The 20,242-nt window shown below is 64.5% G+C and carries 18 protein-coding genes; 12 read left to right on the top strand and 6 right to left on the bottom strand.

Annotation, left to right across the window (positions count from 1 at the left end; all coding sequences use genetic code 11):
• The first annotated feature begins 69 nt into the window (after positions 1–69).
• The 3 genes from ACIA48_RS09795 (at position 70) to ACIA48_RS09785 (ending at position 1,762) form a co-directional block, all read left to right on the top strand.
• On the top strand, positions 70–528 hold the full coding sequence (locus ACIA48_RS09795; RefSeq protein ID WP_396730165.1) for an OsmC family protein: 459 nt from the start codon (positions 70–72) through the stop codon (positions 526–528).
• Between the two features lie 137 nt (positions 529–665).
• Positions 666–1,247, top strand: coding sequence for a hypothetical protein (locus ACIA48_RS09790; protein ID WP_396730163.1), 582 nt, complete (start codon positions 666–668; stop codon positions 1,245–1,247).
• Positions 1,244–1,762, top strand: coding sequence for a hypothetical protein (locus ACIA48_RS09785; protein ID WP_396730162.1), 519 nt, complete (start codon positions 1,244–1,246; stop codon positions 1,760–1,762). The genes ACIA48_RS09790 and ACIA48_RS09785 overlap by 4 nt, the downstream gene beginning before the upstream one ends.
• A 69-nt stretch (positions 1,763–1,831) precedes the next feature.
• On the opposite strand, the gene ACIA48_RS09780 is transcribed toward ACIA48_RS09785, so the two are convergent.
• Complete coding sequence (locus ACIA48_RS09780) at positions 1,832–2,005, bottom strand: CsbD family protein (protein ID WP_396730160.1); 174 nt, start codon at positions 2,003–2,005, stop codon at positions 1,832–1,834.
• Positions 2,006–2,192: 187 nt separating this feature from the next.
• Here ACIA48_RS09780 and ACIA48_RS09775 point away from each other — a divergent pair, with 187 nt between their 5' ends.
• Complete coding sequence (locus ACIA48_RS09775) at positions 2,193–3,164, top strand: alpha/beta fold hydrolase (protein WP_396730158.1); 972 nt, start codon at positions 2,193–2,195, stop codon at positions 3,162–3,164.
• A 325-nt stretch (positions 3,165–3,489) separates the two neighbouring features.
• Here ACIA48_RS09775 and ACIA48_RS09770 read toward each other — a convergent pair whose 3' ends face one another.
• Positions 3,490–4,062 carry a TetR/AcrR family transcriptional regulator gene (locus ACIA48_RS09770; protein ID WP_396730156.1) on the bottom strand — a complete coding sequence of 191 codons (573 nt, stop codon included), beginning with the start codon at positions 4,060–4,062 and terminating at the stop codon, positions 3,490–3,492.
• A 95-nt stretch (positions 4,063–4,157) separates the two neighbouring features.
• Between ACIA48_RS09770 and ACIA48_RS09765 the strand changes: the two genes are divergently transcribed.
• Positions 4,158–6,383, top strand: coding sequence for an acyl-CoA dehydrogenase family protein (locus ACIA48_RS09765; protein ID WP_396730154.1), 2,226 nt, complete (start codon positions 4,158–4,160; stop codon positions 6,381–6,383).
• Between the two features lie 294 nt (positions 6,384–6,677).
• Positions 6,678–7,412 carry a TIGR02206 family membrane protein gene (locus tag ACIA48_RS09760; protein ID WP_396730152.1) on the top strand — a complete coding sequence of 245 codons (735 nt, stop codon included), beginning with the start codon at positions 6,678–6,680 and terminating at the stop codon, positions 7,410–7,412.
• Positions 7,413–7,426: 14 nt separating this feature from the next.
• On the opposite strand, the gene phoU is transcribed toward ACIA48_RS09760, so the two are convergent.
• A complete protein-coding gene (gene phoU, locus ACIA48_RS09755) occupies positions 7,427–8,071 on the bottom strand; it encodes a phosphate signaling complex protein PhoU (protein ID WP_396730150.1) in 645 nt (214 codons plus the stop codon).
• Between the two features lie 103 nt (positions 8,072–8,174).
• Between phoU and ACIA48_RS09750 the strand changes: the two genes are divergently transcribed.
• The 4 genes from ACIA48_RS09750 (at position 8,175) to ACIA48_RS09735 (ending at position 13,737) form a co-directional block, all read left to right on the top strand.
• Positions 8,175–8,852, top strand: coding sequence for a PAS and ANTAR domain-containing protein (locus ACIA48_RS09750; RefSeq protein ID WP_396730148.1), 678 nt, complete (start codon positions 8,175–8,177; stop codon positions 8,850–8,852).
• Between the two features lie 67 nt (positions 8,853–8,919).
• On the top strand, positions 8,920–9,273 hold the full coding sequence (locus ACIA48_RS09745) for an STAS domain-containing protein (RefSeq protein WP_396730146.1): 354 nt from the start codon (positions 8,920–8,922) through the stop codon (positions 9,271–9,273).
• 1 nt (position 9,274) lies between these two features.
• Complete coding sequence (locus ACIA48_RS09740) at positions 9,275–13,429, top strand: SpoIIE family protein phosphatase (RefSeq protein ID WP_396730144.1); 4,155 nt, start codon at positions 9,275–9,277, stop codon at positions 13,427–13,429.
• Positions 13,429–13,737, top strand: coding sequence for an STAS domain-containing protein (locus ACIA48_RS09735; protein WP_396730143.1), 309 nt, complete (start codon positions 13,429–13,431; stop codon positions 13,735–13,737). Before ACIA48_RS09740 ends, ACIA48_RS09735 begins: the two co-directional genes overlap by 1 nt.
• Before the next feature lie 72 nt (positions 13,738–13,809).
• Here the strand turns inward: ACIA48_RS09735 and ACIA48_RS09730 are convergent, their stop codons facing one another.
• The gene (locus ACIA48_RS09730; protein ID WP_396730141.1) at positions 13,810–14,076 is read right to left on the bottom strand and encodes a hypothetical protein; all 267 of its coding nucleotides are present in this window, start codon (positions 14,074–14,076) and stop codon (positions 13,810–13,812) included.
• A 272-nt stretch (positions 14,077–14,348) separates the two neighbouring features.
• Here ACIA48_RS09730 and ACIA48_RS09725 point away from each other — a divergent pair, with 272 nt between their 5' ends.
• Positions 14,349–17,213: an RND family transporter gene (locus ACIA48_RS09725; RefSeq protein WP_396730139.1), complete on the top strand. Its 2,865-nt coding sequence runs from the start codon at positions 14,349–14,351 to the stop codon at positions 17,211–17,213.
• Positions 17,214–17,240: 27 nt separating this feature from the next.
• Here ACIA48_RS09725 and ACIA48_RS09720 read toward each other — a convergent pair whose 3' ends face one another.
• A complete protein-coding gene (locus tag ACIA48_RS09720; RefSeq protein ID WP_396730137.1) occupies positions 17,241–18,113 on the bottom strand; it encodes an alpha/beta fold hydrolase in 873 nt (290 codons plus the stop codon).
• Between the two features lie 72 nt (positions 18,114–18,185).
• The gene (locus ACIA48_RS09715; RefSeq protein ID WP_396730135.1) at positions 18,186–19,157 is read right to left on the bottom strand and encodes a hypothetical protein; all 972 of its coding nucleotides are present in this window, start codon (positions 19,155–19,157) and stop codon (positions 18,186–18,188) included.
• 122 nt (positions 19,158–19,279) lie between these two features.
• Here ACIA48_RS09715 and ACIA48_RS09710 point away from each other — a divergent pair, with 122 nt between their 5' ends.
• Positions 19,280–20,173: an alpha/beta fold hydrolase gene (locus tag ACIA48_RS09710; protein WP_396730133.1), complete on the top strand. Its 894-nt coding sequence runs from the start codon at positions 19,280–19,282 to the stop codon at positions 20,171–20,173.
• Positions 20,174–20,242 lie beyond the last annotated feature (69 nt).

The following is a 20,242-nucleotide window of genomic DNA, read 5'->3' as shown; positions in this document are numbered from 1 at the left end:
TCGCAGGCGACGTCGCAGTAGGCGGAGAATTGGTCCATTTCGGCTCTGCGCTGGGCGATAAGGTCGGGCATGACATCACCCGAGGCGATCCATGATCCGGCGCCGACCGAAATGACCGTCGTGACGGGAGTGGGCCCGGGGACCCTCACCCAACGGATCACGGTCGGGGAGCACGAACTGCTTGCCGACGAGCCGCGGCCGATCGGCGAAGATGCGGGTCCCACGCCCTACGATCTGCTACTCGGGGCACTCGGTGCGTGCACGTCCATGACGGTCCGAATGTATGCCAAACGCAAAAACTGGCCACTCGAACAGGTACGGGTCACGTTGCGGCACTCGCGTATTCACGCGCAAGATTGTGCGGACTGCGAGACGCGAATCGGGATGATCGATCATATCGATCTCGACCTCGAATTGATCGGCGATCTCGATGACGCTCAGCGGCAACGGTTGATACTGATCGCGGGACGCTGTCCCGTTCACCAGACATTGACTTCGGAAATCGACATCGTCACGACCCCACGGTGAGATCAGGGGAAAGTGGCTTGGAAGCACTCGTTCGATGACCCCGTTGGCGAACTCTCCTACACCGGAATGCCCCCTCGCAAAGAATTGACGTTTCCGTAGGCACCGGTCGGGTATCCGCCTTGAAGGAGGTAGGAGAGATGCCCGTCTGGAGTTGGTTCTTTATCGCAGCAGCCGTTCTGATCGCGTTGACCTTGATACTCGCCGCGGTGCTCGCCGCGACCAGTCGCAGGAGGACGAGACGCTTGAAGGAACACTTCGGCGCGGAGTACGAGCGTGTCGTCGAGAACGCCGGCGATCAACGTGCCGCGGAAAACGAGCTCGTCGCGCGTGAGCGGAAAAGGAAAAGGCTCGACATCATCGAGCTGTCACCCGACGCGCACCGACGGTATACGCAGCAGTGGGAAGAGGTTCAGCGCTCGTTCATCGACGACCCTTCCAGCGCAGTCGGCTACGCAAACAGGCTCGTAATTGAGGTCATGCGCGAGCGTGGTTATCCGATAAGCGATTTCGACCAGTGTGCATCCGACATCTCGGTCGATCACCCCGAAACGGTTGAGCACTATCGGGCTGCGCGGACCCTGCACCTGGCGCAGGAGAAGGCCGACATCGGCACGGAGGCGCAGCGTCAGGCTTTCGTCCACTATCGCGCGCTTTTCGAGGAGTTACTCGGCGCAAATCGCGCAGTCGCGAATGACACGCCAAAGGAGGCGACGGCATGACCACCCATGACCAGCACACCGAAACCATGTCGGCGGCGCATGCCGAGCCCGAATTCTCAAGCGCACGAGAGGAATTCTCCGCGCCGGTCGAGAGTGCGCCGCTAGCACAAACCGAACCGCCGCGTGCGGAGACTGCGCCGCAGGAGACGGCTCCCGAAGGCGCAGAAGCACCGGCCACGATGCCGAACGAACCTGAATCCGGGCAAACGGAGACGGTTCCGCGTAGCGCCGACGTTGAACCGGCGACGGACGAATTGCTGTTCGCTGCAGACCCTTCCGCCCTTCGATCGCGATGGGATGACATCCAGGCCGCCTTCGTTGACGACCCTGCTGCATGTGTGCAGAAGGCCGATACCCTGGTCGAGGAAATCATCGCGCAGGTCACGACGGGCTTCGCGGATGCGCGGTCGCATCTCGAGGAGCAGTGGGCGCGCGGTGAGAATGCGTCCACCGAGGATCTGCGTGTGGCCCTGACCCGCTACCGCGAGTTCTTCCAACGACTTCTCGCCGTCTAGGCCGACCAACCCCGGCAACGAATTGGCCCGCCCACCCCTATGGGGCGGCGGGCCAATTTCGAATGCCGGCTAGCTCTTGAACGCGTCCTTGATCTTCTCGCCGGCATCTTTGAGGCTGGACTTTGCCTGGTCGACCTTGCCCTCATTCTCGGTGCTCTTGTCGCCGGTTGCCTTGCCGAGGGCTTCCTTGGCCTTGCCGCCGGCGTCGTCAATCTTGTTGCTGATCTTGTCTCCGGCACCCATGATGCGTTCCCTTCGATTCGCGAGCGACTCGGATTTGAGCGCTTCGTGTCCCGGATTACCGCTGGGAGGGTCGCCTCAAACGTGACATTCGCGGCATCGTCATTCAAATCGAGCAATAGGCCACCCGGCCGCCGCGCCTATCTTACTCGTGAGTAATATCGCGCTGTTGCCAAAAGGGGAGTTGCCGATGGTGGGTGAATCCGGACCGGCGCGGGATGACGCGGGATCCGGCATCGAACCACCGATCGAGCCGAACGTGCGGCGGGCGCTCGGCCTGCTCGAGCGATTTGCGCCCGCGATCGGGTCACGATGGGCCATTGAGCTCTGGTGCACCCCGCCCGCCGTGGAAGCGAGCCTGCGAATGCCACCCGGTCTTCCACCGAGCGAGCCGGTCGGAGCCGCCTGGTCCGGGCACCGGATCGCGGGGGAAGCATGGGGCGATGGACCTCCGGTGTATCTGGTCCACGGGTGGGGTGGGTGCCGCGCCCACCTCGCCATCTTTGTCAAACCACTGGTCGAGGCCGGGCACCGGGTCATCGCTTTCGACCTGCCCAGCCACAACGACTCCGCGCCTGGAGATCTCGCGCCGGGGCGCACGACGATCGTCGAATGCGCCGAAGCGGTAAGAGCGTTCGTTCGCGAGCACGGCTCGGCGCGCGCGATCATCGGACACTCCCTCGGCGCCAAAGCCGCTGCCCTTGCGGTTTCCAGAGGCGCCGACGTGGACCGGATGGTGTTCTTGGCCCCGATGGGCGACTTCTCCTGGTACTTGGACATATTCGCCGATCGCCACGGCTTTGGTCCGCGCATTCGCCGTGGCCTGCACCGCCGACTGGACAAGCGGTGCAGGATGCCGTTGTACGACACTGACATTGCCGCAGTTGCCCCCACCCTCGATGAACCGCCGCCACTTCTGGTGGTGCACGACCCCGATGACCCTGACAGCCCCTACGAAATGAGCCAGCGAATCGTCGACGTCTGGTCGGGCGCGAGCCTGGTGACCACACGTGGGCTAGGGCGCTTGGCGCACTACCGCATCCTGCGTCACCGCGCGGCGATCCACGCCGGACTCGAGTTCATTGGCCGCGCTAACGCCGAACAGGCAACAACGCCAACGGAAGCCGACGAGGCCGCTGCGCCTGCCAGCCCGGCTGATTAGGTCGGGCCAGGGAAAGCAGTGTGCGTGCGGCCAGGCGGCCGATATCTCGCCGCCTTCGGCGGACGATGACACCCGCGGTGAATCCGCACAGGACGCCCACGATGAAAGATCGCTCAGGGCGCTGCCTCCTTCGCCGCGCAATCGCCGATGCGGTGTAGCCGCACAGCGCGGCGGCGGCCGAGACCACCACAAGCAGAGTGATGAACTCCGGCACCATATGACCTCCGGGCCGTTCGTCAATGTGGGCCGCTCAGGCGATCCAATCACTGGCGTCGCCGGATGTGGGTGGTCGATGGTCTTTCGTGACCGAAGCGAGCATGAACCGTTAGATCGCCAGCCCCGCGATGATCAGTCGCGTCGTCGTCTCGGCCCGTTCCCGCCCGTACGTGCGACCTTCGGACAGGATTGGGTAGACGACGGCCCCGACGATCGCGTCCGCTGCGGATGTCGCGGTGGGCTCGTCGACGCCGCCGGCGAGCAGACGCAGTCGAACACTTTCCAGCAGGGGCGCGCTGAACCCTGCCCGCAGCCTGATCGCCGTGTCCTCATGCTCCATGCAGGCCACCGTGAGGATGCGCAACATCGCCGATCCGCGCTCGGTGGTCAGCGTCGCGGCGAGCTTGCCGGCCCACCGGACAAGATCCTCGACCAGATCATCGGTGTGCTGTACCGGGGCGATGATCTTGTCCGCATCGGCGAGCAGCACGTCGGCCACCAGGGCGGGGCGGGTGGGCCACCACCGGTAGATGGTCTGCTTGCCCACGCGTGCGCGGGCGGCGACGGCTTCGATACTCGTCCCGTCGAACCCGCGCTCGAGCAGCAACTCCTGCGTTGCGGTGACGATCGCGACGCGTGACTTCTCGCTGCGTCGGCGCGGAGTCGTGGCGGGGCGGACCATGTGGCGCGTCTCTCGGTTGCCGGTGCGTCGGACAACCCGTAGTCTGCCACAAGACGAGACGGTCCGTCTTGTTTGGAACGGAAGGCGGCGCGACGGTGCCCATCGGGATCACCCCGGAGCAGGGTCAACTTGAAGAGGCGGTTAGTCGCTTTGCCGCACGGCACGCTGCTGTAGAAGCTACCCGCGGCTCCTTCGACGCGATTGCCGATGGCAGGCTACCCAAGTGGTGGGATGATCTTGTCGCACAAGGCTTTCACGCGGTCCACCTGCCGGAATCCGTTGGTGGACAGGGAGGTTCGCTGGTTGACGTGGCCTGTGTCATCGAGGCTGCGGCCACAGCGCTGTTGCCCGGCCCGCTGCTGCCGACTGTCACCACCGGCGCAATCGCGCTTTCGGCCGAGAACGTGCCCCCGGTGCAGAAACTGCTGAGCGATCTCGCCGCAGGGGCCACCGCAACGGTCGTGCTGCCGGAGTCCGGCAACCTACGCGCCGCCGTGATCGACGGCGGATGGCGCGTGTCCGGATCGTCGGGCGACGTCCTTGGACTGTGTTCAGCCGGCGTAATCCTGGCGGCGGCCCGGCGTGAGGACGGCGAGACCCTCTGGTTCACCGTAGATCCGACCATCACTTCAGTCACGGTCGAGGCGCGTGGCGGCACCGACCTGACCATCGACGTCGGTGTCGTGCATCTTGCCGACCTCGACGTGCCGGATACGCTGGTGCTCAACGGCATTCACGACGATGAGGCGTGGGACACGGCCGTCGCGCTATCCGCCTGTGCTTCTGCCGGCGCGTTGCAGTGGGCGGTGGACGCAGTAACCGAGCACCTGCGGACCCGCGAACAGTTCGGCAAGCCCATCGGCACGTTTCAGGCGCTTCAGCATGAAGCGGCGATGCTGCTCGTCAACAGCGAATTGGCCGCTGCGGCAGCGTGGGACGCGGTGCGCGCCGTCGCCGAACCGACCGAGCAGCGGCAACTTGCGGCCGCCGGGGCCGCCATCATGGCCGTTTCGCCTGCGCCCGAACTATTGCTCGATGCGTTGACGATGTTCGGCGCGATCGGGTTCACGTGGGAACACGACGTGCACTTGCACTGGCGGCGCGCAACCAGCCTGGCCGCCTCGATGGGGCCGATCACCGGTTGGTCGCGCCGATTGGGCGAGCTGAGTGGGACTCATGTTCGTGACATGTCGGTGAAGCTCGGCGAGGCCGAAGTGGACTTCAGGACCGGGATCGCCGAACTCCTGGACCGGGCGCTCGAACTGCGTAACGACAAACCGAGCCCACTCGGGGATTACGATCATCTGGCCAGCGGGCCACAACGCACGCTCATCGCCGACGCGGGGCTGATGGCCCCACACTGGCCATCGCCCTGGGGTGTGGATGCGACGCCGCTGCAGCAGCTGATCATCGACGACGAATTCGCCAAACGCCCTGCCCTGGTGCGGCCCTCGCTCAACATTGCCGAGTGGATTCTGCCGTCAATCATCAGCTCGGGCTCCGAACAGCTTCAGCAGCAACTGATTCCGTCGACCCAACGCGGCGAGTTGCTCTGGTGTCAGCTGTTCAGTGAGCCGGGTGCCGGATCCGATCTTGCGGCGTTGAGCACACGTGCGGTGAAGGTCGACGGTGGCTGGCGAATCAACGGTCACAAGATCTGGACTTCGTCGGCGCAATACGCCGACTACGGCGCCCTGCTGGCCAGGACCGACCCGGACGCACCGAAGCACAAGGGCATTGGATATTTCATCATTGATATGCGCGCGGACGGTGTGGAGATCCAGCCGATCAAGACCGCGGATCGGGAACCGCATTTCAACGAGGTGTTCCTCGCTGATGTCTTCGTTCCCGACGAGATGCTGCTCGGGGGGCCAACGGACGGTTGGAGCCTCGCGATCGCGACGATGGCCCAGGAACGGGTCGCGATCGGCGCCTACGTACACATCGACCGCGCGGGCGCCCTGAGGACTCTCGCCGCGAACGCAGGGCCGGATCAAGACGCCGTGGTGTGCGCACTCGGCGAACTGGACGCGTACACCAATGCCATCAAGGCGCTCGGTGTGCGGGAGACTATCCGGCTGCTCGACGGACAAAGTGCAGGCCCGGCATCGAGTATCGCCAAGGTCGCCACCAGCATCATGTTGCGCCGCACGTTCAAAGCCACCCTCGAGTTGGCGGGCCCGCTCGCATTGGTTGAACGGTCGGAGCCGGCAGTCGTCGCTCCGTACCTGCGCCTGCCCGCCGAGCTCATCGGCGGGGGGACCCGACAGATCCAGCTCAACATCATCGCGCAGATGATCATGGGTCTGCCGCGGAAGTAGCCGGGCGCAGCGAACCGCCAGAAGTTCGAGGCCGCAGGTATTTTCAATACGTGGTGATGATCCGATCGCGGCAACGACACTTGCCGGCCCGCCGAGGCGCAGTACTGCTCGGCACGGGGTTGCGGGTTTCATGCCGATGAAACTCGCCGATTGCGCCATCTGAGTCATCCGGGCTGACAGGGGTGGTTGTACCTGCTAGCTGCAAAGCCATCGGCGCGCTTGCGCGACACGATCTGCCACAAGTCGCGCCATCGCGGCCCCGAGGCAATAGGGTTCTTCAAGACAGGGGATCTGATGGAGCTATTGGCAACACAACGAGAGTTCACCGCCTACGGGCCGTCGCACCTCATCGTGCTCGCGTTGTTCGCGATAGGCGCGGCGTTGCTCGTTTGGGGTGGGCGCAAACAGAGCGAAGCGCAGGCCCGACTGTTCAGCCGCGGTTTCGCGCTCGTCATCCTCGCGATGTTCTTGGTGGCGCTGACGTACAAGCTGATGAGCCCCGTCCTCGATACGTCGATACCGCTGCAGCTGTGCGACGTCGCGGAACTGGTTGCGGTCTATGCCCTGTGGACACAACGACATTGGGCGTTTGTGCTTACGTACTACTGGTGCCTCGTACTCAGCTCGCAGGCGTTGATCACACCGGACGTCGGCACGGCAGCAGAAGGGTCACCAGACTTTCCCCACCACCTCTTCATCACCTTCTTCGCGCTGCACGTGCTCGTCGTATGGGCGGCCATCTATCTGACGTGGGGCCGGAGGATGCGGCCGAGCTGGCGCGACTACCGGTTCGCGATCATCGCCACCCTCGTGTGGGGAGCTTTTACGTTCACCTTCAACGCAATCGTCGGAACCAACTACGGCTACCTCAATGGCAAACCGCCCACGGCATCGGTATTGGACTTCCTAGGCCCGTGGCCGGTGTATCTGCTCATCGAGGTGGCGATCGTGCTCGTCGTGTGGGCGCTCATCACCTGGCCATGGGAGCGGACACGGCGGAGAACCGAGCAGAGTCCGGCCGCCGTCTGAGCGCGCAGGCGGGTTCAGACCGCCGATTCCCCGGTCGCCGAAAAGATGACGCGACGGCCGATCTCCACCGCATGGTCGGCGAATCGTTCGTAGTAGCGGCCGAGCAGCGTGATGTCGACCGCGGCGGCGACGCCGTGCTTCCATTCCCTGTCCATGAGTACCGAGAACAGGTGGCGGTGGAGGTTGTCCATATCGTCGTCGTCGTCCGCAAGCTGTTCTGCGCGGTGGGTGTCCATTGTCAGCACGACCTGCTTGACGTTGCTTCCCATGTCGACCGCGATGCTGCCCATTTCGGTGAAGTAGCCGTTGACTTCCTCCGGGAGCACGTTTTGCGGATGCCGTCTACGCGTGATCTTGGCGACGTGCAGCGCGAGTGCCGCCATCCGGTCGACATCGGCGATGTTCTTCAACGCGCTGACGACTGCGCGCAGGTCTCCGGCGACTGGGGCCTGCAGCGCGAGGACGGTCAGCGCCTCTTCCTCGGTCTTCCGCGCCCGTTGCAGGATGACCTCGTGGTCGGTGATCACCTGTTCGGCGAGCACCAGATCGGCTTGTAGAAGGGCCTGGGTCGCGGTTTCCATCGCCTGTCCTGCCGAGCCGCACATGTCGGCGATCCCGATGGTCAGGTCCTCGAGTTGCTGATGGAATGCATTCCGCACCCCACGAGCTTAGGGGTAAATGGCCCGGTAGAGGAGGTTCATCCCGCCTGACACCGTCGTGAATTATCTGTGCTGACGAGCGCACTAATGCGATGATCGGTCGATGCACCAGCCCGGCGTGTCGCACCGCGGAGAGCGGCCGGCGCTGGTGTCGCCGGACCTCAACGTCGGCAGTTTTCGGTTCTGGTTCGTCGGACAGTCGTGGGAATGGTCCGACGAGGTCGCCCGAATGCATGGCTACGAGCCGGGCGAGGTCGTGCCGACCACCGAGTTGCTGCTGTCCCACAAGCATCCCGACGACCGGCAGCACGTCCAGGACGCGCTCGATCATGCGCTGCTCTCTCGAGGATCCTTCTCGAGCCGCCACCGCTTCATCGACACCGGCGGTCGGGTCCACACGGTCATCGTGCTCGCCGACCGCATGCTCGACGAGGACGGCGCGGTCGTGGGAACGGAGGGCTATTACGTCGACTTGACCGACACGTTCGATCAGACTCGCCGCCAGGCTCTCGATGCCTCACTTCCGGAACTGTTGGAGTCGCGTGCCGCGATCGAGCAGGCCAAAGGCGCACTGATGCTGGTCTACCGAATCGACGCCAATGCGGCGTTCGAGCTCTTGCTGTGGCGTTCGCAGCACACCAACACCAAAGTGCGCGCGCTGGCAACGCAGATAGTCGACGAACTCATGACCGTGGACTTCAATCCCGACGACTTGCGACGGTCGTTCGACCACCTTTTGCTCACCGCGCATGAGCGCATTGAGCGCGGCGTAGATCACTAATGGTGTGGTCAGACGCCGAATTGGGTATCGAACAACCAAATATTCGGCTAGCAACAGGTGCGGAGACGTGGCGTTACTGGAAGTGACTCAGGATGTGCGGGATGCCGCGGTCGTGGTGTCGGCCGTCGGTGATGTCGATTCCGAGAGTGTCGCGAGCCTGAAATTCCATCTCGACACCGCACTGAAGAGGGCTCTGGACCACCCGGCCCGACTTCTGGTCATCGACCTGTCGGGCGTCACGCATTTCGGCAGCGCAGGACTCAACTCCGTCCTCGAATGTCACGAACACGGACAGTCCGCGGGAGCCACCGTCCGCATTGCGGCTCCCAACCCCGAAGTTCTGCGTCCCATCCAAGTCACCAAGCTCGACCGCGTCCTTCTGCTCTATCCGAGCGTCCCCGCCGCGCTCGAAGGAAACTGAGATGAGCGATGCCGACGGTGACCACCTCAGCGTTGCCGCCGTCTTCAGCGCCGACCGGGAAGTCGGCGCCGACCTCGCCCAGGTGGACTGGGCGGGCACCCCGCTCGGTCCACCGCATCAATGGCCGCAGAGCCTTCAGACGGCAGTCGGCATCCTGCTGTCGTCTCGGTTCTCGATGTGGATGGCCTGGGGACCGGATCTGACCTTCTTCTGTAACAGCGCGTATCGGCGCGACACCCTGGCCCGTAAGTACCCGTGGGCGCTGGGACGACCCGCCCGCGAGGTGTGGGCGGAGATCTGGGACGACATCGGGCCGCGAATCGACAGCGTCCTGTCCAGTGGAGAGGCGACGTGGGACTCGGCGCTGTTGCTGTTCCTGGAACGTTCCGGATACCCAGAGGAGACGTATCACACGTTCTCCTACAGCCCGCTGCGCGACGACGAAAACCAGATCGTCGGAATGCTCTGTGTGGTCAGCGAGGACACACAGCGCGTGATCGGCGAGCGGCGGATGGCGACGCTGCGTGAACTCGGCTCCGATCCAAGCGTCGCGCGCACCGAGGAAGAATCACTTCGTTTCGCCGACCGCCAGCTCGGTCACAACCTGCGCGACCTCCCGTTCACCCTGACCTACCTGTACGACGACAACGGCGATGCGCGGCTTGCCGGCTCGAGCGGTATCGACGCGGGCCATCCCGCCGCCCCTGCGCTCATACCCGCGGGCGCCCCTTGGCCATGGCCGGTCGACGAGCCCGCGGACGGCGACACAGTGTCGGTACAACTCGCCGGATTGCCAAGCCTGCCGACGGGGGATTGGCGCGACCCGCCGACCGCGGCGCTGGTGGTTCCGTTGCTGCAGCAGGGCGGCACACCCAGTGGATTCCTGGTGGCCGCGCTGAACCGCTATCGCCCATTGAATGACGCCAATCGCGGCTTCGTTTCGCTCGTCGCAGGGCACATCGCGTCTGGTATCGCCAGTGCCAGAAGCTACCGGGACCAGCAGCGCCGGGCGGAAGAGCTGGCCGAACTGGATCGCGCCAAGACGACGTTCTTCTCGAACATCAGCCACGAGTTCCGCACACCCTTGACGTTGATTCTCGATCCGGTCGACCAGATGCGCGGTCGCACAGATCTCGACGAACCGACCCGCCAGGAACTGGATACCGTGTGGCGGAACGGATTACGCCTAACCAAGCTCGTCAACTCGCTGCTGGATTTCTCACGCATCGAGGCTGGCCGCACCCAGGCGCAATTCGTACCGGTCGATATCGCGACCGTCACCGCCGAGCTCGCGAGCGTGTTCCGCTCGGCCGTCGAACGTGCCGGACTGACTTTGGTGGTTGACTGCCCGCCGCTCGACGATGTGGTCTACATCGATCGTGATATGTGGGAGAAGGTGGTCCTCAACCTGCTCTCGAACGCGTTGAAGTTCACTTTCGACGGCAGCATCGCGATCGGCGTACGTCGCGAGAACGACCTCGAGAACGACGAAGTGGTGGTCACCGTGGCGGACACGGGGATCGGCGTCGCGGCCACGGAGATACCCCGGTTGTTCGAACGCTTCCACCGGATCGAAAATGTTCGCGCACGATCCAACGAGGGCAGCGGCATCGGGTTGGCTCTGGTCAAGGAGTTGGTCGACCTGCACCACGGCAGCATCGTGGCCAGCAGTACCGAAGGTGTGGGGACAACCTTCACCATTCGTCTGCCCCTCGGTGCCGCGAATCTGCCCGCCGCCCGAGTCGCCACCGCCGATGCGGGCCGGACATCGTCCGCTGTGGCCCAACCTTTTGTGCAAGAGGCGTTGCGCTGGATCCCCGCCGAGTCAACTGCCGTGGAAGCGTCGGATGAGCACGGTGAGGGCACGTTGGGTCCCGACTCGAGGACGCCAATACGCGTGCTCATCGCGGACGACAACGCCGATATGCGCGACTACCTGCTACGGCTGCTGCGGAGCGACGGCTACGACGTCGACGCGGTCACCGACGGCCAACAGGCGCTGGACTCCGTGCGCACCAGCCTGCCCGACATCGTGGTCAGTGACGTGATGATGCCGCGGCTCGACGGGCTGGGGTTGGTCGCGGCGCTGCGGTCGGATCCGCGGACGGCGGCGGTCCCGGTGCTGCTGTTGTCCGCACGTGCTGGACAGGAGGCATCGATCGGCGGTCTGCAGGCCGGTGCCGACGACTACCTCACCAAACCGTTCGCGGCGGCGGAACTGCTTGCGCGCGTGCGTGCCAACGTCGGGCTGGCGCGGCTGCGCAGTCATCACGCGCGATGGCGCACCGCGCTGGTCGATTCGCTGCAGGAAGCGTTCTTCGTCTGCGACGAAAACGGCGCAGTGATCGAGATCAACGCAGCGTTCACCGACATCCTCGGGTACGGCGTGGAGGATCTACCGTACGAACCCGCATATCCGTGGTGGCCGTCGATCGACGCAGACCCCGACGCCCATCAGCAGATGTCGGAGGCCTTCGAGACCCTCCTGAAGGAACTGCATGGCACGGTGACGGTTCCCGCCACCCATCGGGACGGACACCGGCTGTGGGTCACCGCTACCTTCAATCACGTCGACGATCCAGACACCGGCCGTCACGTCATGGTCGGCACGTTCCGCGACGTCACCGCTGAGCATTACGCCGTGCAACGCGAGTCGGCACTTGCAGCTCTCAATCAGGCACTGACACAATCAGATTCCCTTCCCGACGCCGTGCGCGCGGCCGCGGAGGAGTTTCGCAATGTCTGGTCGGCGCGCCGCGTCCTGGCCGTGACCTTCCCAGTCGACGAGGCCGACGCCGACCCGTCGGAGATCGTGTGTAGTGGTGAGCCTGCGTCGTGGGATCAGTTGACATCTCGCGCTCGCGATGTGATCCGTGCACACCGTGATGGCGACTTACTTTCCTCGGCCGCAACGGATCCCGGAATGGCGGCTATCGCGCTGCGCCACCCGGCCGGCGAACTCGTGATGTTCGTCGAACTCGAGGAGCGACGTCCGTTCACCTCGGAGGACCACACGCTGCTCACCGTGTTGGCCGGGCGTCTCGGCCAGGGACTGCAGCGTGCACATCATCTCGATCAGCAGCGTGAAACCGCATTGGCGTTGCAGCACGCGATCCTCGGTCCGCACGTGTCGGGTGGGTTCGCGGTGCGCTATCAGCCGGCCACCCGGCCCCTGCATGTCGGCGGGGACTGGTACGACGTCGTGAATCTGGACGACGGTCGTATCGCGTTGATCGTCGGCGACTGCGTCGGTCACGGGCTCGCGGCCGCGACTGTCATGGGCCAACTCCGAAGCGCCTGTCGCGCACTGTTGCTCGAGTATCCGAGTCCGTCGGCCGCGCTGGCGGCTCTCGATCGGTTCGCCGCGCGGCTGGAGGGCGCGCGATGCACGACGGCGTTCTGCGCGGTGCTGAGTCCCGACACCGGAGAAATCGTGTATTCCAGTGCCGGTCATCCGCCGCCGATTCTGGTCACGGCTGACCGCACCACGCACCTGCTCGACGGTGCGGCGGCCACTCCGCTCGGGTTGCTGTACGACGTGTCTCGTCCCGAGGCCCGCGCGATCATGCCGGCACGATCGACGCTGTTGCTCTACACCGACGGGTTGATCGAGCGTCGTCGTGAATCGCTGGACCTAGGGATCCGCCGAGCCACCGACCTCGTTCAGGACAACCGTGACACCGCGCTCGAGGGTCTCGCCGACGAGATCATGTCTCGACTCGCGCCGAATGGCGGCTATCAGGACGATGTCGCTCTCCTGCTTTATCGGCAACCCGCACCACTCGAAGTGGAGATCCCTGCCGACGTGGGCGAGCTTGCAACCACCCGAGCTGCGTTGCGCGGCTGGCTGACGCGCGCGGGTCTGGAGCCCGAACAGACGCTGGATGTGCTGATCGCGGTGGGGGAGGCGGTTGCCAACTCCATCGAGCATGGCCACCGTGACCATCTCGACGGCACGGTGCTGCTGCGCGCGACCGCTCTGGCGGACCTCCTGCACCTGACGGTGGTCGATACCGGCTCGTGGCGACCAATACAGCCTGATCCCAATGCTTTCCGGGGTCGAGGAATCATGTTGATGCGCGCTCTGATGCAGGATGTGACCATTGAGCCGGGTGAGACCGGCACGACGGTTCGGATGTACACGAGGATCGCGTGATGGCCACTCCAGTCAGCGTCCGCACTGGCGCCCGTGACGACGGCACGGCGGTGCTGAGTGTGACCGGCGAACTCGACGTGAGCAATATCGATGTGTTTTCCACGGCGATCGCCGACGCCATGACCCCGGCCTCGCAGGATGGCGGTGTGCTGACGATCGACCTCACCGGTGTCGAGTACTTGGACAGCGCTGCCATCGATGTTCTTTTCGGCCATGCTGATCGCGTCCGGCTGATCGTCAACCCGATACTCCTGCCTGTTCTCAAGATCAGCGGCCTCACCAACGTGATGTCGGTGGAAGCTGGCTAGTAACCCTCGGCGTCGGAAGAAATGCCAAAGAGGGGCCGCAGATATCTGCGACCCCTCTTGGCCTCCCGCCACCTATTCCGGGTTCTTGGCGTACCGGAGCAGGAAGGCAGCCGACGCGAGTCCCGTGGCGACTGCGAACACGCTCCACAGCACCAGCGGGAAGACCAGCGAGACGGGGGACCAGCCAACGCTGGAGAACGTGGCCGCGGTGTAGATCAACCAGAACACCCGGTAGATGGACCACAGCGCGGCGATGCCGGTGCTGATCCCGATGATGAGGCTGTACGTGCGGTCGACCTGGCTGATCTGCTCCTGGATACGGGTGGGGACGAGGTTCATTGCTGTTTCCTTTAGGTCACGCGGCGCCGGTGTGGCGTCGTCACTGCGGCAAGTACATCCAGCCGCGATGGCTACCGATCCCAAGAAATCGAGTCCGTGGTCCGCGCAGCCCTGTGGAGTTGCTGTGAAAAGCCTGTCAGACCTGCGGCTCAGCAATTGACACGCGACACTTTGACTGGCTACATATATGCGCAGCCATGTTCCAAGCGAAACGGAACGTGTAACGCGCACGGCTTCTTGTAGGCCGGGCTTGAGGGGCCGGTAGTCCGACAGTGAGTTCTGTGAGTTCTGCATCCACGGAGCGATCGAAGATCGCACACGCCATTCGCGTGCTCGCCGTGCCCATCGTGCTGGGCTGGATGGTCCTGACGGTCATCACGAGCGTCTTCGTGCCCTCGCTGGAGAAGGTGGGCGAAGCCCAGGCCGTGTCGATGAACGCACACGACGCGCCGGCCTTCATCGCCATGCAGCGCATCGGTGCGAACTTCCAGGAATTCGACTCCGACAGCAACGCCATGGTCATCCTGGAAGGGGACAGGCCTCTCGGCGACGAGGCGCATCACTATTACGACGAGTTGATCAAGGCCTTTGAGGCCGACACCGAGCACGTCGAGCACGTCGCGGACTTCTGGAGCGATCCGCTGACCGCGGCGGGAGCGCAGAGCAGCGACGGCAAGTCCGCCTACGTTCAGCTGTATCTGCGCGGCAATATGGGCGAGACGCGCTCCAACCAGTCCATCGCCGCGGTTCGCGAGATCATCGAGAAGACACCCGCGCCGCCGGGCGTCAAGGCCTATGTCACCGGCGGGGCAGCGTTGAGCGCCGACCAGCGGGTCGCCGGCGACAAGGGTGCGGTCAAGGCGACGTCGGTGACGCTGGTGGTCATCTTCGTCATGCTGCTGGTCGTCTACCGTTCGTTCGCCACGACGATCCTGATCCTGCTGATGGTGTTCATCGAACTAGGCGCCTCCCGCGGAATCGTGGCGTTCCTCGGGAACGCGGGCGTCATGGGATTGTCGACCTTCGCGACGAGCCTGCTGACGCTGATCGCGATCGCCGCGGGTACCGATTACGCGATCTTCCTCATCGGCCGATACCAAGAGGCGCGCGGAGACGGTGAAGACCGGGAGACCGCGTACTACACCATGTTTCACGGCACCGCACACGTCGTCCTCGGTTCTGGCCTCACGATCGCCGGTGCGATGCTGTGCCTCAAATTCACGCGGCTGCCGTGGTTCCAGACCATGGCGGTGCCCTGCGCGGTGGGCATCCTCGTCGCAGTCATCGCCGCGCTGACACTCGGCCCGGCCGTCATCGTCATCGGCAGCCGGTTCGGTCTCTTCGAGCCCAAACGCGCCATCAGCTCCCGTGGTTGGCGTCGAATCGGTGTGGTCGTGGTGCGGTGGCCGGGCCCGATCCTCGTGGCCACCTGCGCCCTTGCGCTGATCGGTCTGCTCGCCCTGCCGGGCTACAAGACCGATTACGACGGACGCCATTTCATGCCCGAGGACACCCCCGCCAACATTGGATACGCCGTCGCCGACCGGCATTTCGACAGCGCCAGAATGAACCCCGAGTTGATGATGGTCGAAAGCGACCACGACCTCCGGAACTCGGCCGACTTCCTGGTGATCGACAAGATCGCCAAGGCGCTGTTCCGTGTCTCGGGCATCGCGCGGGTGCAGACGATCACCCGTCCCGACGGAAAGCCGATCGAGCACACGAGCATTCCGTTCCTGCTCAGCATGCAGGGCACGACGAACCAGCTGAACCAGAAGTACAACCAGGACCGCATGGCCGACATGCTGGTTCAGGCCGACGAGATGCAGACGACGATCGACACGCTCACGCAGATGTCGGAACTGACCGAGCAGATGGCCGCCGTCACCCACGACATGGTTGCCAAGACCAGGAACATGACCGTCGATATCGCCGAATTGCGGGACGGCATCTCCAATTTCGACGATTTCTTCCGTCCCATGCGCAACTACCTCTACTGGGAACCGCACTGTTACAACATCCCGGTCTGCTGGTCGATCAGGTCGATATTCGACACCCTCGACGGCGTCGACATCATGACCACCGACATCCAGCAGCTGCTACCCGATTTGGAGCATCTCGACACGCTGATGCCGCAGCTGGTCGCGCTGATGCCCGCGCAGATCCAGACCATGAAGACGATGAAGTCCATGATGCTGACGATGTATGCCACCCAGAAGGGCATGCAGGATCAGATGGCGGCGCAGCAAGAGAATTCGTCCGCGATGGGTGACGCATTCGACGACTCGATGAACGACGACTCGTTCTACCTGCCGCCGGAAGTGTTCGAGAATGAGGACTTCAAGCGCGGCATCGAGAACTTCATCTCACCCGATGGCAAGTCGGTGCGCTTCATCATCGAGCATGACGGCGATCCGGCTACCCCCGAGGGCATTGCGCGCATCGACGCGCTCAAGCAGGCGGCCAAGGAAGCCATCAAGGGCACGCCATTGGCAGGCTCCACGATCTTCCTCGGCGGCACCGCGGCGACGTACAAGGACATGCGGGACGGCGCCAACTACGACCTGCTGATCGCCGGATTGTCAGCCGCAGCACTGATTTTCGTCATCATGTTGCTCATCACGCGGAGTGTCGTGGCATCGGCGGTGATTGTGGGAACGGTGCTGCTGTCGCTCGGTACGTCGTTCGGGCTTTCGGTGCTCGTCTGGCAGTACCTGCTGGGCATCCGATTGCACTGGATCGTTCTGGTGATGTCGGTGATCCTGTTGCTGGCAGTCGGTTCCGATTACAACCTGCTGCTGGTGTCCCGGTTCAAGGAGGAACTGCACCACGGGTTGAAGACCGCGATCATCCGGGCCATGGCGGGATCGGGTTCGGTGGTAACGTCGGCCGGTCTGGTGTTCGCTGCGACCATGGCGTCCTTCGTATTCGGCGACCTACTGTCCATCGCGCAGGTCGGCAGCACGATCGCGTTGGGGCTCTTGTTCGACACGTTGATCGTGCGGTCGTTCATGACGCCGTCGATCGCCGCGCTGATGGGCCGCTGGTTCTGGTGGCCTCAAATTCCGCAGACGCCCGCGTCGAGGCGGCGGATGCAAAAGATCTTCGGCGACCGCGACGCCAAGTCGCCGGCCTAGAGTCGCCACCTCTCTTCGGCGGCGAGGTCAACCGTCGGCGTGGCGGCTGAGGAAGTCCACGACGGCACCCGCGAAGAGGTCGTTGCGATCTCCGGCCACCATATGGCCCGCGCCGCCGACGTCGACGAAGTCGACCGCGGGAAACCGGGCTAGGAACGCGTCGGCACGCTCTTGGGTCACGAGATCGCTCACCTGGCCTCGCACCAGCAGCATGGGCACACCGGCGTCGACGATCGATTGAACGGCCGCGTGCATGCGATCGACCTCGGTGACCTCGATCGGAGGCAGCGCCGAGGTGCCGTCGATGAACTTCGGGTCCCAGTGCCAGTACCACCGACCGTCACGGTGGCGCAGGTTCGCTCGCAGACCGTCCAGGTCGGTGGGTCGCGGACGGTGCGGGTTGTACTCCTGGATCATGTCGGCGACTTCGTCCAGTGAATCGAACCCGGACTGCATGCGGTCGTACATGAAGTTGTGGATCCGCGATGCCCCCGACTGGTCCATGTCCGGCACGATGTCGACGAGCACGACGGCGCGTGCCGTCCCGGGCGCGAGCTCGCCCTCGAGGAGCATCGAGGTGAAGCCCCCGAGCGAGGCGCCGACCAGCACCGGCTTCGACGGAAGATCACGCAGCACCTCGAGCACATCGCGGGCGAACGAGGTGACGCGATAGTCGCCGTCAGTGGACCAGTCGGACTCGCCATGGCCGCGGAAGTCGAGTGTGATCGCCTGCCATCCGCGCTCGGCGACGGCGGCCGCGGCCCGGCCCCAGGACCTGCGCGTCTGACCGCCACCATGCAGGAACACCACCGCCGGTGCCAGAGGGTCGCCGATGCGGTCGCCGACGATGCGGACGCCGCCGTCGCCGGCCGTCGTGAATGCCTCAGGTGCAGTGGTCACCTAGTTTTCATAACGCGGATCGGTCCGATCCGGATTGACATCGGGAAAACCCGTGCGACTCTGCGACGCGAATCACTCGAGGTAGCCGTTGGTGCCGAACTTGTGATCACCGATCCGGCAGGTGACGGCACCCTGATACGTCGAACCGCACGCGGCGGGACCGGTCTCGAGCCGTTCGCCGGCGGGCAGCGCGTCGACCTGCCGGGTGAAGGTCGGAGTCTCAGAGTGGATGTACCGGGCGCCTGCTGAGTCCACGATCGTCTGATTTGTGCCTTCGGGTGCCGAATCGGGAACGAAATCGCAACCGGCCAGGGTGCCGCCCGGGGCGATTCCGCAGGAGTACGAGTAGACGCCTTCCTTTTCGAGCGGCGTTCGGAAGTAGATCCAGCCCGGGTCGGTCGGCGTCGTGAAGTTGCCCCGCGCCAGCGGCCACTGGTCGAGGTTGTTGGCCGGCGGTGGGATATCGGGTAGGGGTGCGCCGGTGGCAATGCCGAGAATGTGGGTGTAGGCCTGCCGCGCAGCCAGCGCGCCGTAATTACTTGACGGCGGGCCGGGGGGCGCCTTGACGTAACCGATGACGACGGTCGGGCCCGCGCCGTAGGCGTAGCCGGCAGGACCGCCGGGCACGTTGATGTATCGCACCACCTTTCCGTCGAGGATGACGGTTCCGCCGTCAGCCTCGGGTCCCAGCCGTGCGAACAACCCGTCGACGTAGGCTTCGCCGCCACCCTTATCGAGGGTGCCGACGAGGGCATCGAGCGCTACCAGGTCCGGCGCAATGCTCGTGTCGGTGACCTCGCCGGCGGCGAGCGTGGAGAACTGGGCGGTGGGCTTCGGGTCGGCAAAGCCGAGTCCGATGTCGGCCGGGCAGATGGGTACGACGCTCAAGTCGTTCGGCAGGCTGTCGAACGCCGCGGAGAACGCCGCGGTCCGTTCGCCGCAGTTCTGGCCGGCGGCGGGGGAGGCAGACCAAAGAGAGAGCACGGTGGTGGCGGCGATGAGGGCGGCAACAACCCTGCACTGAGACCACCGAGATCCCGTCATCGTCGCAGCGTCGCACACCTGTGATCAGCAGGCGGGGGAGTTCGGGAAGGTCTGACGAGCCCGTTAAGAAACCTCCAAGCCGCGGGGCTGAGAGTCCTCCCAACAAAGTGAGGAGGAAGACGATGACTGCAATTCGGGGACTGGCCGCGACGAACCTTCGCGAGCTGACCCTGCATGGAAACCGGGTGGCGTACCTGGACGAAGGCGCCGGAGACGTGCTGTTGCTGATCCACGGCATCGGCGGTAGCTCAGACTGCTGGCGCAACGTGGTCCACAAGTTGGCGACTCGACATCGCGTCATCGCCGTCGACCTCCTCGGCCACGGTCAGTCCGACAAGCCGCGCGGTGACTACTCGCTGGGCGCCTTCGCGGTATGGCTGCGTGATTTCCTCGATGCCCTGGACATCCGCGAGGTCACCGTCGTCGGCCATTCGTTCGGTGGCGGCGTGGCGCTGCAATTCGCCCACCAGCACAAGGAGTACTGCCGTCGGCTGGTGCTGATCAGCAGCGGTGGTCTGGGCCCCGATCTGGGCCGACTGCTGCGCATGCTGTCGCTGCCCGGCGCCGAAATCGCGTTGCAGGTGCTCGCGTCGCGTCCAGCGGTCGAGGTCGGTAAGGCCCTTCGCAAACGCGCGCTGGCCTCCGGTCGCGATGTCACCAGATACAGCGAGACGCTGAAAGGGCAAGCGGCCCTGTCGAACCGGCACAGTCGTGCCGCGTTTTTGCGGACCTTGCGTTCGGTCGTTGACCACCGCGGCCAAGCGGTTTGCGCATTGGACCGGCTGCGCGCAGACCTGCCGACGCTGATCATCTTCGGCGACGAGGACCGCTGCATCCCTGTCGCGCATGCGCATTCGGTGCATGAGGCGATTCCGGGCAGCGAGCTGCACGTCATTCCCGGCGTTGGCCATCAACCCCAGGTGCAGTGCCCCGACCTAGTGGCACAACTCGTCGGCGACTTCGCCGGCCGGCCCGAGCGCGCGGCGCGACGCGCTCTCCATGCAGTACCGGCCTGACACCAGCGTTTTAAGAACTCTCCAAGCCCGAAACCGCACATTGCTAATCAGCAGACTTCGGCACACGAA

Origin of the sequence: Mycobacterium sp. NPDC051804 (assembly GCF_044452905.1) — a bacterium.
In the GTDB taxonomy this organism is placed as follows: domain Bacteria; phylum Actinomycetota; class Actinomycetes; order Mycobacteriales; family Mycobacteriaceae; genus Mycobacterium.
The sequence above is the reverse complement of the archived record's forward strand: the minus strand, read 5'-3'. Positions and strand labels throughout refer to the sequence as shown.

Excerpts from the sequence above, each read along its gene's own strand:
- ACIA48_RS09795 (WP_396730165.1), top strand. The coding sequence starts at position 70 with ATGACATCACCCGAGGCGATCCATGATCCGGCGCCGACCGAAATGACC.
- ACIA48_RS09790 (WP_396730163.1), top strand. The coding sequence starts at position 666 with ATGCCCGTCTGGAGTTGGTTCTTTATCGCAGCAGCCGTTCTGATCGCG.
- ACIA48_RS09785 (WP_396730162.1), top strand. The coding sequence starts at position 1,244 with ATGACCACCCATGACCAGCACACCGAAACCATGTCGGCGGCGCATGCC.
- ACIA48_RS09780 (WP_396730160.1), bottom strand. The coding sequence starts at position 2,005 with ATGGGTGCCGGAGACAAGATCAGCAACAAGATTGACGACGCCGGCGGC.
- ACIA48_RS09775 (WP_396730158.1), top strand. The coding sequence starts at position 2,193 with ATGGTGGGTGAATCCGGACCGGCGCGGGATGACGCGGGATCCGGCATC.
- ACIA48_RS09770 (WP_396730156.1), bottom strand. The coding sequence starts at position 4,062 with ATGGTCCGCCCCGCCACGACTCCGCGCCGACGCAGCGAGAAGTCACGC.
- ACIA48_RS09760 (WP_396730152.1), top strand. The coding sequence starts at position 6,678 with ATGGAGCTATTGGCAACACAACGAGAGTTCACCGCCTACGGGCCGTCG.
- ACIA48_RS09750 (WP_396730148.1), top strand. The coding sequence starts at position 8,175 with ATGCACCAGCCCGGCGTGTCGCACCGCGGAGAGCGGCCGGCGCTGGTG.
- ACIA48_RS09740 (WP_396730144.1), top strand. The coding sequence starts at position 9,275 with ATGAGCGATGCCGACGGTGACCACCTCAGCGTTGCCGCCGTCTTCAGC.
- ACIA48_RS09735 (WP_396730143.1), top strand. The coding sequence starts at position 13,429 with ATGGCCACTCCAGTCAGCGTCCGCACTGGCGCCCGTGACGACGGCACG.
- ACIA48_RS09730 (WP_396730141.1), bottom strand. The coding sequence starts at position 14,076 with ATGAACCTCGTCCCCACCCGTATCCAGGAGCAGATCAGCCAGGTCGAC.
- ACIA48_RS09715 (WP_396730135.1), bottom strand. The coding sequence starts at position 19,157 with ATGACGGGATCTCGGTGGTCTCAGTGCAGGGTTGTTGCCGCCCTCATC.
- ACIA48_RS09710 (WP_396730133.1), top strand. The coding sequence starts at position 19,280 with ATGACTGCAATTCGGGGACTGGCCGCGACGAACCTTCGCGAGCTGACC.